Origin of the sequence: Dactylosporangium sp. NPDC000521, assembly GCF_042898305.1 — a bacterium.
Classification (GTDB): Bacteria; Actinomycetota; Actinomycetes; order Mycobacteriales; family Micromonosporaceae; genus Dactylosporangium.
Genome location: NZ_JBIAYW010000020.1, coordinates 38696 through 51413 on the forward strand (window position 1 = coordinate 38696; position 12718 = coordinate 51413).

A 12718-nucleotide genomic window follows, 5' to 3' on the forward strand; every position below is an offset into this window, starting at 1 on the left:
GACCGAGCAGATCAGTTCAGAGAAGCCTGCATCCGCTGTCCGATGCTCAACGTGGACCCAAAAATGATCAATAGGGTCGACGAACTGGAGCGCGACTTTCTTACACGACAGCGACGGTACGACACTGCGCTGGTAGCGGGCGGTACGGAGATCCAGTACGTTGCGCGCGTGAAGATCGAGGACGACGAGCCGCGGCCCGTCGAGTCCGTCCGGGCGGGTGGGTACGGCGTGCCGCTGCCGTTCACCACATCCCCCGTGAGGCCGCCCGCACCGCCGGAGCCGGGACCGCCTGCGCGGCGGTGGCCGGTGCTGGTGGCCGCGGCCGCCGTAGCCGTCCTCGCCGCGGCGGTGTTCCTGGCGGTCGGGCTCGACGCGAAGCCCGAGACCATCGCCGCGACCCGGGCCGCCTCAGCCTCGCCCACACAGTTGAGGAGCCTCCCTGACGTGAAGGCTGACCTCATCAACGCGGGGCTCGCCGCGCAGGGGCAGGCGCTGCTCGCCGGGGACCTGGACGGTTACCTGGCATCCGTCGACGTCAGGTTGTACGACGAGTTCACGCAACGGTTTCACTCGCTGCGGGCGCTGCGGGTGGCGCGGTGGACGGCGCAGGTGGCGGACATGCCGCCGGACATCGGCGACCGGTTGACCGTCACGGTGAAGATCGGGTACTGCCTCGGCGACCCCGGTTGCGTGCCCGTCGAGCTGCTGCTGCCGAGTACGTGGACGATCCGGGACAGCCGGGCCGTCGCGACCTCGTTCCAGCGGACCGTGCTGCCGTGGGACATGACGGCGTTGCAGGCCGTCGAGGGGCGGCGGGTCATCGTGGCCGGGCCGGCCGTGCTCGCCGGGCAGCTCGACCGGTTCCTCGCGGCCGCCGACCGGGCCGCCGACATCGCCGACAGGTTCGCCCGCTGGGGGCCGCCGCCGAAGCGCTACGTCGTCTACGTCGCCGGGCCGGAGCAGTGGAGTACCTGGTGGAACGGCCAGAGCGACAGCTTCGACGGTTACGCGGTCGGGTCCTACGGGGTCGCGGTCAAAGCCGAGCAGGCAGGCACGGACGGGCTGGTCAACCTGCTGGCGCACGAGTTCGCGCACGTCGTGAGCGTCGGCGACGAGCCCGGTCCGCGGCGGCTGTGGTGGCTGACGGAGGGGTTGGCGGAGTACGTCGCGGACCGGGACGGCTCGTGGACCCGGGACCGGCTGCCGTCGGTGCGCCGCTACCTGCGCGCCGGGCGCTGGGACGGCTCGGTCACGCTCGGAGCGATGCCGGCGGGTGCGTCCGACGACGACCAGCGCGCCCGGTACGGCTTGGCCCTGCTCACCGTGACCTGCCTGGCGCAACGGTTCGGCGAGGACAAGATGCTGGCGTTCTTCGGCTCCGTCGTCCGCCAGGGATCGGACCCGGAAGCGGCATCGCTGAACGTGCTCGGCACCGACTGGGCGCCCGTCGCCGAGGGCTGCGCCGCGCAGATCCGCGCCCGCGCGAAGTAGCCGCAGGTCTCGCGCCCTCCCAGGCGACGAGCGGGGAGACAGCCACCACGAGCACCGGACGGCGAAGAGTCGCGCTCGGAGACGAGGTCACCTTGCGGGCGCGGCACTTCGGTCGCGTGTGGCGCATGACCAGCCGCATCACCGCGTACGAGCCGCCGCGCCACTTCACTGACGAGCAGGTCCGCGGCCCGTTCAGGGCGCTTCGCCACGAACCCGTCTTCGACGACCTCGGTGGCGGCCGGACGCGGATGACCGACCGCATGACGGTCAGTGCGCCGTTGGGTCCGGTCGGGTTTCTGGTGACCCGTGTGCTGCTCGCGCCGTACCTGCGACGGCTGCTGCAGCAGCGCGCGGCCCACATCAAGCACCTCGCCGAGGCCGCAGATGTCTTGGTGTGGCCGGATCGGGAACGGTGAGCAGCAACTCGTCGCTCGGCACGGGCCGACTGTAGTCGATCACCGCGTCCGTCCAGGTCAGGCCGGGAGCGGCACGACGAACAGCGAGCAAGTCGCGACCGCAGTGCGCCTCAGCGATCTGAGTCCCCTGGGGTGAGGCGGAACACCGGCCAGCCGATTTCGGTGCGCCAGTCGCCGGGTGCCGGGGTGTCGCGGGGGCCGACCACGTAGGTCTCGTCGACCGGGCCGTCGACGGCCAAGGCGTGTTCGACCACCCAGGATCCCAGTCGGGCGTACGTCACGTCGATGTCGTCGTGCCGGCCGGAGTGGACGGCTATGGCCACGTCGACCGGTGGCAGTTCGATGACCTCGATTCGGCCGCTCGCGCGGGGTTCACGGACCGGGCGGTACACCGTCATCGCCCCGGAGCCGGCGGTGAACAGCTCGTTGGCGTAGCGGCCGCCGGGTGGGCCGGTGCGCTCGGCCGGGCCGAAAGCGGCGTCGAGCTCGGCCATCGCGGCGTCGTACCAGCTGGTCGAGTCCTCCAGCGTGACGTGGCCGCGGACGGCGGCGACGGTGCGGGCTGGCACGGAGCGCAGCTCGACCTGGAGGTCCTCCGGATCGGGGCGCAGCAGCCGGCGCAGCGACACGACGGCGGCCCGGGTCCGGTCGAGTTCCTCCTCCAGCCGGCGCAGGTGTTCGGCGATGAGGTCCGCGCGCCGTTGCGGGTCGTCGGCGGCGAGGATGGATCTCACATCGGCGAGTGGTACGTCGAGCTCGCGCAACCGGTGGATGACCTGCGCGGACGGGATCTGCTCGGCGGCGTAGTAGCGGTAACCGGTGAACGGGTCGACGGCGGCGGGCTCGAGCAGGCCGGCCTCGTGGTACCGGCGCAGCGTCCGCACGCTCAGGTGGGTCAGCGTGGCGAACTCTCCGATGGTCAGTCCTTGGCGCATGCGTCCAGTCTTGACCCTCTCCCTGCGGGAGACTCCACGGTTGGCTTATGAACCTCCCCACCGCAATCACGACATATCTGACCGCCCACAACGCCCGGGACGTCGACCGGGCGATCGCGTCGTATGCACCCGACGCTGAAGTGATCGACGACGGCCGCGGCTATCACGGTACGGATGAGATCCGCGCGTGGCTGGCCGGTGCGGCGTCCGAGTACACGTACACCACCGAACTCATCTCCGGCACCCGGCTCGGTGAGGAGCGCTACGACGTGGTGCAGCATCTGGAGGGCGATTTTCCGGGCGGAGAGGTCGACCTGCACTACCGGTTCACCCTGCGCGGCTCCGTCATCGTCCGGCTGGTGATCGAGCCGTGAGGACGTGGTTCGTCACCGGCGGGACGCCCGGCGGGTTCGGCCAGGCGTACGCCGACGCCGCGCTCGAGACGGGTGACCGGGTGGCGCTGACCGCGCGGCGGCCCGAGGAGCTGCGGGAATGGGCGCGGCCGTACGGCGACCGCGTACTGGTCCTGCCGCTGGACGTCACCGACGCGGCGCAGGTCCGCGCCGCGGTGGCCGAGGCCGAGCAGCGCCTGGGCGGGATCGATGTGCTGGTCAACAATGCCGGGCGCGGATGGTACGGCTCGATCGAAGGCATGGCCGAGGACGCGGTACGCCGCACGTTCGACCTGAACTTCTTCGCGCTGCTCTCGGTGACCCGTGCGGTGCTGCCCGGCATGCGGGAGCGGCGCCGCGGCTGGATCGTCAACATGTCCTCGGTCGCCGGCCTGCGTGGTGTGACCGGGTTCGGCTACTACAGCGCCGCGAAGCACGCGGTCGAGGCGGTGACGGCGGTCCTGCGTGAGGAGGTCGCCCCGCTGGGCATCCGCGTGCTGGCGGTCGAGCCCGGAGCGTTCCGCACGCGCGCCTATGCCGGCTTCGCCGACGAGCCGCTCACCGAGACCATCCCGGACTCCCGCCGGATGCTGGAAGACGTCCGATCCGCGATGATCGCCCAGGACGGCACGCAGCCCGGCGACCCGCTGCGCGGCGCCCGCGCGGTCATCGCCGCGATGGCCGAGGACCCTCCGCCGCACCGGCTGGTGCTGGGCAGCGCCGCGTACGACGCGGTGACGTCGACGCTGCGCGAGGCGCTGACCGACATCACCCGGTCCGAAGCCGCCTCCCGCGCCGCCGACTTCCCGCCGGGAACGTGAGGCGGGGTCTCGGGCGGACACCTCTGCGGTAGCGAGGCAGATTCACACGCCTGCCCCTGCCCTCGTCACGGGCCGAAGATCGGGCCCAAGACGCACACCACGAGGATCACCAGGAGCGTGAGCAGGACGACCAGCCCGCCGACCGCCCGCCGTCCCGACACCGGGCGCGGCGCGCGGCGCCGGGCTGCGCGCCGCAGGTCCAGGACAGGCTCCGGCGGTGTCTCGACACCGGGACCGCCGGCCAGCTCGGCGAGCAGCGGTGCGACGGCCTCGCCGTCGCACCCCGCGCGGCGAGCGCCGCTACGACGTCCGGCGGCCCGGTCCGAACGAGCGCGGCGAGCAGGTGCTCGGTGCCGACGTGCGCGGCCGCCTACGTGGGGAAGACGCGTCACCTGCAGCTGCGGACCCTCGGTTATCGTGCTCCCATGATCCTTCCTCGTTACGCGGACATGTTCCCGGACGAGGTGGACGTCGCGGCGCTCACCGTCGACGGGTGGCACATCGCCGAGCGGCCCGGCTTCTGGGCGGCGCACTGGCGGGAGCAGTTCATCGACGATGACGAGGTACTGCCACGGGCGTGGGGCGTGCCGGAAGCGGTTGTGACCGAACGAATGAAGGATCTCTACGCCTCTCAATCGTGGCCCGTGTTCCGGATCGAGCTTCGCGGCGACGCCGAGCTCGCGGTGGTGTTCCGCAACTTCGCCGACGACGGCGGGGTGGACTACCTCGTCGTGCCCGGATCCGGCCGGAAGGTCATCGAGATCGCGAGTTTGGAGGGGCACCAGCGAGGGCCTGGGCTGTCCTGGCCAGAGCTGGTCGCCGTCGCTGGGCGGCAGCCCGACCGGGTCCGGCGAGCGCAGACCTTGTTACTGCTCGCGCCGGCGTTCGGTGACGAGGCGGCCGACACGCCGGAGGCGGTGTCGGTGCTCTCGGACGCGATGCGGACGCTGGGCGCCACGGGCGACACTGCGAAGCTGGCCGCGCTGGCCGTCTCCGATGAGGTTGTGTTCTGGGGGCGCGTGCCGTGGGTAGCAGGCGTGCCCGACATGGACGACGCGCCGCGCAATCCGGCTGGCCCATTCGCGCTCTCGGCGGCCGAGCGGCAGTTGGTTACAGAACTGCTGGCACCCTGAGCACTCGTCCTCAAGATTACAGGTGTCGGATCCCGTGAGGGTGCGACTGCAAGCCTTCTGAAGGTCCTCGTTCCACGCGCTCGCACATGGCATGGCATGTGTCGGGTCGTGGCGTGATCATCTGTTCGATGAACAGTGCTACAGCGCCACCGGTCGGTAGCGAAGTGCCTCGTCGACGATGGCCTCGGGTGGGGCGTCCACGAGTTCGGGAGGCGGCCAGTGGATGAGGTCACTGACTCCCGGGCGGACGGTGTTGGTCTCGAGGAGGAGCAGGTAGTAGTTCGTGTCGGCGTCCATCGACTGGATGCGGCGGACGATCTCCACCAGTTCCTCCCGGCTCACGTCTGGCACCTTGGGCCACGCCGGCCGGGCGGCCTCCAACGCGAAATCTTCGACGTTGCGCGACGACCAGTACGTCATGAAGTGGTACGGCTCGTAGGTGTGCCGGGTGTCCTCGTTGAACGCTGCGATCTCGGCACTCGCGTCGGCGCCGGACTCCAGGAGCTCTTCGATGGAGTGGATCGCGGCGCACAGGTCGTTGATGCGATCGCTGGGAATGACAGGCGGGCTGAGTTCCGGACGGAGTTGCACGGCCGCAATCTACGCCTCAAACCAGCTCCATAGCGGCCGCCCGCTACCTCCGCCGGGACGGCGACATGCGCCAAGCCACAGGCCGACTTCGCAGCGCTCCCCGAAGATGGCGATGTCCAGGTCGGGGCGCTGCGCGTGCACGGCGTCGAACAGGCTCAGCGCCTGCCGTACATCATCACCGTCGATGGCGCGAGTCCAGCCCAGTCCGAACGTCGCCCAGTTGCGCACCTCGGGATCGTCGTCGGCACAGAGTGCGATCAGCGCCGCCACGCCCGCGCCGCTGTCGCTGACGGTGAGGACCAAAGGCAGCGACAGCGCGGCCTGGAACCGCACATCGGAATCGGCGTGCCCGGCCAGGTCCACCAGTGCGGTCACCGCGCGGCCGTCGTGGGTGGCGCCCAACGCCCGGGCGATAGACCACTGCACGTCGTCGTCGACCTCGGTCACGGCGAGCGCGATCAGGGCGGTCGCCACGTCGCCCTGGACGTCGTCGTGTCGTCCGCTGAGCACACCGAGCAGGTCACAGGCGGTCGCCCGCACGACAGCGTCATCATCAGCAGTCACAGCTCCTTCAGACTTCGACCTGTCCCGACGTTCAGTGCGTGCCGCTGAACGGGTCCCAGCCCACGCGCAGCCAGTCCGCGCCGGCGAGCATCCTGGTGGAGAAGACCGCGCCTGGGGTCTGCTCCACGGAACGCAGGTTGGCGGCCCGCCAGTAGGGGGGCCAGCCGCGATGGAGGGCCAGCCGGCCACGCACGTCGAGCGTGATCACATACTGGCCGGCCACCGGATCGCATCGCAGCACGCCGGCAGGGGACAGGCTGCCGTCGGGTCGTCGCAGCTGGAAGGTGTATCCGCCGTGGCTGGCCGGTGGTAGCACCGCGACGAGAGCGGGAATCGCGGGGCTCTGCACGTCGCCGGTCTCGTGCACGAACAGCGGGAACCGTTCCGTCAGTGGTGCCGCCGGATCCCACGACGGCACCACCACCTGCTGGTCCACGATCAGCGAGCAGTGCTCAGCAAGGCCGTCGCGGATGTCGAGGGCGTCGTTCGAGTTCACCACGTAGTGCGGTTCCCCCCAGCAGATGTTGATTCGCGCGTCGAGCTCCCGGTCGACCTCGATCTGCATCTGTGGTCGTGCCGATTGGTCGGAGAGCCAGACCGACCGGTCGAGAGACACCATCTCGACGTCGTGGGCGTAGGTCTCGTATCGGAACGATGCCCATTGCATGAACTGGCCGGAGCCGAGCGCCCGGTGCACGTCGACCAGCGGCGGCAGGGCAGACCAGTCCGATCGGGCGGCGATCAGCTCGCCGTCCTCGAACTCGCTCATGCGGGTACCGGCTGGAACAAGCGTGTGCATAGCTGAGGCCGGTCTCAGCAGTACGAGATCGAACGGGAGCATCGGGTAGGGCTCGGTTGTCAGCTCGACGCTGACTACCGTGCGGCCGGCTGCCAGCTCTTCGGTCGCGTTGATGTGACTGCGGCTCATGAGCGAACGTCCCCAGCCTGCGCCGATGGAAACCGCCTGTTTCGCGTAGCCGGCCGCGACGGTGAGCGAGGCCGGGTTCCATCGGATCTGCTCGGGCATCACGAGGGGCAGATGTTCGGCAATCACCCGCTGCGCCAGCGGCATCGTGCTCGTCCGGCCGCTCAGGGCGACCCGATCGAGGTGCTGCACCTCGTCGCGACGTGAGAGCGTGGTCACCGGCTGTCCGGCAAGCCGGGCCATCATTTCCAGCACCGGCCGAGCCAGGGACTCGAACTCACCACTGGACACATCGATGCCGACGGGTGGCACCAGAGGACGCAGATGGTGGCGGCCCGCACGGTCCATCGGATCGAGGATCGTGTCCAGCAGCTCGCGGCTGAGATGGATGCGACCCGCCGCGCCCAGCTGGATCTTCACATCCTCGGCGAGTTTCCAGAGGCGCTGGAAGGCGAGCCGTCGGTCGGAACCTGGGCCGGCGTCGTTGCGGAAGTGGGTCGGCAGGACATCCCGCAGCGCCTCCAGCAGCTCAGCCGGGACCGGCACGTCGACTGCCGACCGTGCAACGCGCGCGGCCAACGATTCCTCTCCGGTGGCACCGGGAATGAGAGCGCGCACCCGCTCGCGGAGGCGAGCGCGGGCCTGCACGTGTCCAGGCCCGGTCAGGAGGGCGTCGAGGATCCTGGCCTTGAGCCAGTGGAAGGTCCGCAGAGTGAGGTAGTCGCCACCGAGTTGCCCGTCGCCCGCACTGGCGATCACCTGAGGCTGAATCCGGTACCACCGGCCGGATGGTGTCCGGTCGGTGGTCTGCCGGCTCGCGTCGACCATCGTCAGCCGGAGCAGCGCGACGTCCGTACCACCGGCGCCGATGTCCATCACCAGCATGTTGTGCTCCCACGTCGGCGGATCGTCGCCGATGCGCCTGGAGCGGGCCAGCAACGACTCGACGCCCCGCTCGGGGTCCGGGCCGAGGTCGCGCATGAGGAAGAACAGGCCGGCGGCGACGGCTTCGTCGAAGGAGGTCACCACGTGGGGCCCGCCCAGACTCTCCCGGATGACGTCGGCGATGCGGCGGCGCGCGGCCGGCGCAGTCACGCCGGGAAGGGTGACGACGACCTCCTCGATGCTGACCGGCTCGGTACCGCTGGTCGCGAAAGTCTCGGCCTGCTCAACCAACTGCCGGTAGACCTGCCCGATCAGCTCGTCGGCCTTGGCTGTTGTCAGTAGGCGGCGCCGGGGCAGCCCGCGCGGGTCACTGGGGGCCACTTCCACCGGCCTGAGCTGGTACGAGGACAGCGCCGGCACCCGGAACACCTCGTCGTAACAGGCCAGCAGGTGTGGCGCGAACCAGCGCTGGAGCGCCGGTCCGGCCGCGGCGAGCAGGTGCTCGAACGCGAGACCGGCCGCGTCGAGCAGGGAGCGGTCACTGGCCCCGGCGACCGGCAGCCACGCCGCGAGCGTCTCGGCGTCCGTGACGCCCGCGGCCGGTACGGCGGCGCCGACCTCCGCGGCGAGAGCGGCGAGAGCGGCCGCCCACTCCTCGCGCAGGGTGTCCGGCGGCGTCTGCCCTAGCAGCGCGGCGAGCCCGGCCCGCAACGCCGCTGACTGCTCCTCGTCGGCATCCCCTGGCAACCTGCTGTCGAAGAGCGTGACGCTGGACGAAGAGGTACCGAAGTCCACCACCACGAACCCAGGCAACGCGGGTGGCTCAACGAACTGCTCGCTCATCGCGCTCCTTCCACTCGCGTACCAGCCGCCGCAGCGGCGAATCGCCGGCCGCGTCGGCGTCGCCGCGCGGGGGGAACATGCGCTCGATCTCCGCCATCGTCGGCAGCAGGTTGCGGGCCACCATGAGATCCCTGCGCATTTCCTTGTGGTACCTCGAGATCTCCTCGGCCAGGTGGTCGGTGACCGCACGAGTGACCATGTTGTTGATCGTGCTTCGCAGCCGGACGACCTGGATCCAGGACGCTGCCTCGGACGGCGCTGCGTCCAACCCGGCGAATGAACGGTTTTCGATCGCCTCGGCTGCCCGCGTCTGTGCGTCGCGATCGAACCGCTGGCGGGCCCAGGTGAAGTCGAGCAGGAAATCCAGACCTCGCAGCCGGTCGTCGACCTCGCTGGGCTCGTTGGTCAGCCGCCCAAGCCCGTCGCGTAGCAGTCCGCGCACGGAGTCGTCCGCGAGCTGCTCGCGTAGCTCCGCCGCGTCCGCGTTGCGCCGAGCGATCCAGACCTGCACACTCGCGGAGAATGCTTGGAGGCCTCGGCCGACCTGCTGGTTGCAGGTGAATCGGCACTGCTCCTCGATCGAACCGAGCGGGTCTTGCCCCGTCACTGCGAGTCGCGTGCCGCCCTCGGCGCGCCACAGCATGCCGGACCAGATCGGCCACGCGGCGACCGCAGCGGCCGTGTCCTGCTGCATCGATTCGACGAGGAGCTTCCCGTCTACCGTGTGCACGGCAAACGGGTCCTGGAACTCGTTCACGACGCGTGACACCGAATCATGCAGCCGGCGCAGGTCGTCGGCGAGCCGGGTCAGGGTCGCCCGGGCCTGCTCGGGCGCCCAGCCCGGAGGCGGCGGCCGGCGGTCCGGCGCCGCCTCGTCGAGGCCTTCCAGCGTGCTGACGAGCCGATCCCGCCTACGGCGCAGGTCATCCAGCTTGTGCCGCCGTCCGTGCTCGGCGACATGGTCCTCGATGATTCGGCGCAGCGCGCGGAAGCCGCCGTCGGCGGCGAACCCGTCGACGAGGCCGGCCCAGGGGTGGCCGGCCTCGGTGGCCGCGAGCCGACGGCCGATCGCGCCCCAACGGGCCACCGGACCGGCGATCACCTTGCGGGCGGCCTCGACCCGCGCCGCCTCGTGCGCGGCGAACGACGTCGCGATGTCGAGCGTCGCGATGGCCGCCACCGAGGAGGTGAGCACGACACGCCCGGGCCGCCTGCCGGTGAGTTCGCGTGCCGCCTCGTACAGTTCGCGGAACTGGTCCGACCGCTCGCACAGCATCTCCACCGTTACCGTGCCGCCCGGCGGCAACATCGGAATCGCAACGGTGTCGAACGCGTTGCCGACGGCGATGGTCGAGTCCAGCAACTCGGCGCGGGAGCGGCCGTGCTGCTCCAGCATGTCGTAGAAGGCGAGGGGAACGCCCTGCCCGGCCTGCCCCGGTCTCGACACCGCCAGGATGGTGTGGCAGGAGAGCAGGGCGCCGCGGGACAGGAATTCATCGCGTCTGGCCGAGCGCCCCTCGCCCAGCCCCGGAAGGTCCAGCACCACGATCTCGTCGTCACCGTGCAGGCCGTCCATCGGCCAGTGGTCCGGGTCCACGCGTACCCGGTATTCAACCCGCCGGATCAGCGCGAACGACCGCCGCAACTGAGCGCTGTCGCGCCGCACGCCGCTCGGCGTCATGGCCGGCAACCCCTGGCGCTGCGGGAATCGGCCCGGATCGACCGCGCCGTCATCGCGCCGCAGCGCCGCTTCGACAAGTTCCAGCGGCACACTGACCACAGCTCCGATCAGGTCAGGCCCGGCCAGGTGTGCGTCGCGCACGGCCAGCAGTTCCGCCGTGATCGCGCGGACGTGGCCGACTGTCGCCGGCCCGGCACCATCACCAGGCCAGGCGTGCCGGCGACACCAGGCGTCGAACCGGTCCCAGCCGTCGGTGACCGGGTCGTACCCGGCGAACTGCTCGGCCGCGCCAGGCATGCCGGCGGCGCGCAGCGCGTCGACGAGCTCCGCCACCATGTAGTCCAGACAGCGCAGGAGCTCGATCTCGGAGAAGTACACGATGTTCGGTGGGCCGGCCACCGTGGTCCGCTCGCCCGGCGGGCCGGGTGACAAGTGCAGCGCGGTCACGTTTCCCGTGGTGGGGCCGGCACCCACCGGCAGCAGGTCGGGCCGGCCGAGCAGGGTCCCGGCGAGCATGGACTTGCCGGCGCCATACTGACCGATCACCGCGATGGCGATCGGCTCCCGGGCCTCGGCGAGCAGGTCGTCCGCCTGCAGCCGGGCCTCCCGCCGAAGTCTCGCGACCGTGGCGTCCGGAGTCGCAGGCTCCTGGTCGAGGGCCGACAGCGCGTCGTGGGCATCCCGGAGGTACCGCTCGACGAGCGCACTCGAGGCCGGGGCGGCGGATCGCCGGATCTGTTGCGGAATGGCGCCGCGCAGCAGCGCCGGCGTCGCACTCAACAGCAGCTCTTGCTCGCTCTGTGACCCCGAGCCGAACAGCGCGGCGTGCGCCGTGCGGACGAGGTCTTCTGCGACGTCCTGGCTGGTGTCCTCCAGCACGGCCCGCTTGACCAGGGCGTGCATCCGCAGCGTGTCGTGCGGGCCGTCGACGGTGGCGAGGCCGGTCTGGTGCAAGACCCGCAGCGCGTCGTGGATCCGGTCCGCGGTGACCTCGGTCCCGGTACGCGCCGAGCAGAAGTCCACCACCACCTCGCTGCTGAACAGGTGAATCGGGACGATCCCGTCCGGGTTCAGCAGGGCCGCCAGCTTGACCAGCCAGCCCGCCAGGCCGCCGGGGCTGAGCCGGTCGATGAGCTCGACCGAGCGCTGCCAACTGGCGGCCATGATGGCCGGGTGCTGGTCCGGCAGGGACAGCGGGGTGAGATCCCGCAGCAGCCCGGTGGTGAACCGGCGCCGGAACGCCGAGCACGACAGATCCCAGTCGACCATGTAGGCGATCGCCTGAGCCAGGGCCAACGGCAGGTATCCGAGATCGTGGGCGATGCCGTCCGGATCGTCGTTCAGATGCGCCGCTGTGACGAGCTTGGCGTTGAGGTACGCGACGGCCTGCGCCGGGGTGAACTGGTCCACGTCGATCACGTGCCGTCCGTCGGCCAGCGCGGCGTCTCGGCGGCGACTGGTGACGACGACGCGGCCGCGCGGGCGCTGAGCGGGCGGCCACAGCCCGGTCAGGTCGTTCGGGTTGATCAGGTCGTCGAAGACGACCAGCCAGGACCGGTCGGTGCGAGCCAGCCAGGCCAGGAACTGCGCGGCAGCCCGCTCCGGGTCCGGGTCGGCGATGCCGGTCAACTCGGCGACGGCCTGTGCGTAGGCGGCAACGATGTTGGCCGGTGCGGTTGCGGTCACCCATACCTGCAGGTCGACCTGCCGGTCCTGCCACAGCCGGTGAGCGAGGTTCGCGGCCACCTGGGTCTTGCCGGCCCCGGCGGGCCCGGCGAGCACCATCGTCCGGCCCCCCGGTTCTGCTGCCCGGGCCACGGCGTCGTCGACCGGCCGAGCCTGCCAGCAACTCGCCAGCGACGGCACAACCCCGACCCGGTGCGGCCAGGAGATGGCATGCTGCTGCTGCTGGAAGTATGCGTGCATCGTGCTGTTAGGCCCGACCTGCAGGGCTTGGCTGCCCTCCGCGCCGACCGTCCAGGTATCGTCGCCTGCCGTCATCCGGCGGACACCCCAGTCGACATGGCCCTCCAGGCTCACG

General features: G+C 70.7%; 10 protein-coding genes. 5 read left to right on the forward strand and 5 right to left on the reverse strand.

The annotated features are described in order from the left end of the window. The first annotated feature begins 168 nt into the window (after positions 1 to 168). Entirely contained in the window at positions 169 to 1491 is a 1323-nt protein-coding gene (locus ACFY3L_RS42305; protein WP_389338166.1) for a hypothetical protein, read from the forward strand. 125 nt (positions 1492 to 1616) lie between these two features. Continuing rightward, positions 1617 to 1907 carry a hypothetical protein gene (locus ACFY3L_RS42310; protein WP_389338169.1) on the forward strand — a complete coding sequence of 97 codons (291 nt, stop codon included), beginning with the start codon at positions 1617 to 1619 and terminating at the stop codon, positions 1905 to 1907. A 110-nt stretch (positions 1908 to 2017) separates the two neighbouring features. Here the strand turns inward: ACFY3L_RS42310 and ACFY3L_RS42315 are convergent, their stop codons facing one another. Continuing rightward, positions 2018 to 2842 (reverse strand): MerR family transcriptional regulator, encoded by an 825-nt coding sequence (locus tag ACFY3L_RS42315; protein WP_389338172.1) that lies wholly within the window; start codon positions 2840 to 2842, stop codon positions 2018 to 2020. Between the two features lie 47 nt (positions 2843 to 2889). Here ACFY3L_RS42315 and ACFY3L_RS42320 point away from each other — a divergent pair, with 47 nt between their 5' ends. The 3 genes from ACFY3L_RS42320 to ACFY3L_RS42330 all read left to right on the forward strand — a co-directional run bounded on the left by ACFY3L_RS42320 (position 2890) and on the right by ACFY3L_RS42330 (position 5188). Further along, the gene (locus ACFY3L_RS42320) at positions 2890 to 3216 is read left to right on the forward strand and encodes a nuclear transport factor 2 family protein (protein WP_389338175.1); all 327 of its coding nucleotides are present in this window, start codon (positions 2890 to 2892) and stop codon (positions 3214 to 3216) included. Beyond that, the gene (locus ACFY3L_RS42325; RefSeq protein ID WP_389338178.1) at positions 3213 to 4055 is read left to right on the forward strand and encodes an SDR family NAD(P)-dependent oxidoreductase; all 843 of its coding nucleotides are present in this window, start codon (positions 3213 to 3215) and stop codon (positions 4053 to 4055) included. Before ACFY3L_RS42320 ends, ACFY3L_RS42325 begins: the two co-directional genes overlap by 4 nt. Before the next feature lie 449 nt (positions 4056 to 4504). Next, positions 4505 to 5188 carry a hypothetical protein gene (locus ACFY3L_RS42330; RefSeq protein WP_389338181.1) on the forward strand — a complete coding sequence of 228 codons (684 nt, stop codon included), beginning with the start codon at positions 4505 to 4507 and terminating at the stop codon, positions 5186 to 5188. Positions 5189 to 5326: 138 nt separating this feature from the next. On the opposite strand, the gene ACFY3L_RS42335 is transcribed toward ACFY3L_RS42330, so the two are convergent. The 4 genes from ACFY3L_RS42335 to ACFY3L_RS42350 are packed head-to-tail and all read right to left on the reverse strand — an operon-like array spanning position 5327 to position 12678. Continuing rightward, complete coding sequence (locus tag ACFY3L_RS42335; protein ID WP_389338184.1) at positions 5327 to 5779, reverse strand: hypothetical protein; 453 nt, start codon at positions 5777 to 5779, stop codon at positions 5327 to 5329. Positions 5780 to 5788: 9 nt separating this feature from the next. After that, a complete protein-coding gene (locus ACFY3L_RS42340) occupies positions 5789 to 6343 on the reverse strand; it encodes a HEAT repeat domain-containing protein (protein WP_389338186.1) in 555 nt (184 codons plus the stop codon). A gap of 31 nt (positions 6344 to 6374) precedes the next feature. Further along, positions 6375 to 8996, reverse strand: coding sequence for a hypothetical protein (locus ACFY3L_RS42345; RefSeq protein ID WP_389338189.1), 2622 nt, complete (start codon positions 8994 to 8996; stop codon positions 6375 to 6377). Then, the gene (locus ACFY3L_RS42350) at positions 8977 to 12678 is read right to left on the reverse strand and encodes an NB-ARC domain-containing protein (protein WP_389338192.1); all 3702 of its coding nucleotides are present in this window, start codon (positions 12676 to 12678) and stop codon (positions 8977 to 8979) included. Before ACFY3L_RS42350 ends, ACFY3L_RS42345 begins: the two co-directional genes overlap by 20 nt. Positions 12679 to 12718: the final 40 nt, after the last annotated feature.

Bases quoted from the DNA above. Each gene is read 5' to 3' on its own strand.
- ACFY3L_RS42350 (WP_389338192.1), bottom strand. From the start codon at position 12,678: ATGACGGCAGGCGACGATACCTGGACGGTCGGCGCGGAGGGCAGCCAA.
- ACFY3L_RS42345 (WP_389338189.1), bottom strand. From the start codon at position 8,996: ATGAGCGAGCAGTTCGTTGAGCCACCCGCGTTGCCTGGGTTCGTGGTG.
- ACFY3L_RS42330 (WP_389338181.1), top strand. From the start codon at position 4,505: ATGTTCCCGGACGAGGTGGACGTCGCGGCGCTCACCGTCGACGGGTGG.
- ACFY3L_RS42320 (WP_389338175.1), top strand. From the start codon at position 2,890: ATGAACCTCCCCACCGCAATCACGACATATCTGACCGCCCACAACGCC.
- ACFY3L_RS42310 (WP_389338169.1), top strand. From the start codon at position 1,617: ATGACCAGCCGCATCACCGCGTACGAGCCGCCGCGCCACTTCACTGAC.
- ACFY3L_RS42315 (WP_389338172.1), bottom strand. From the start codon at position 2,842: ATGCGCCAAGGACTGACCATCGGAGAGTTCGCCACGCTGACCCACCTG.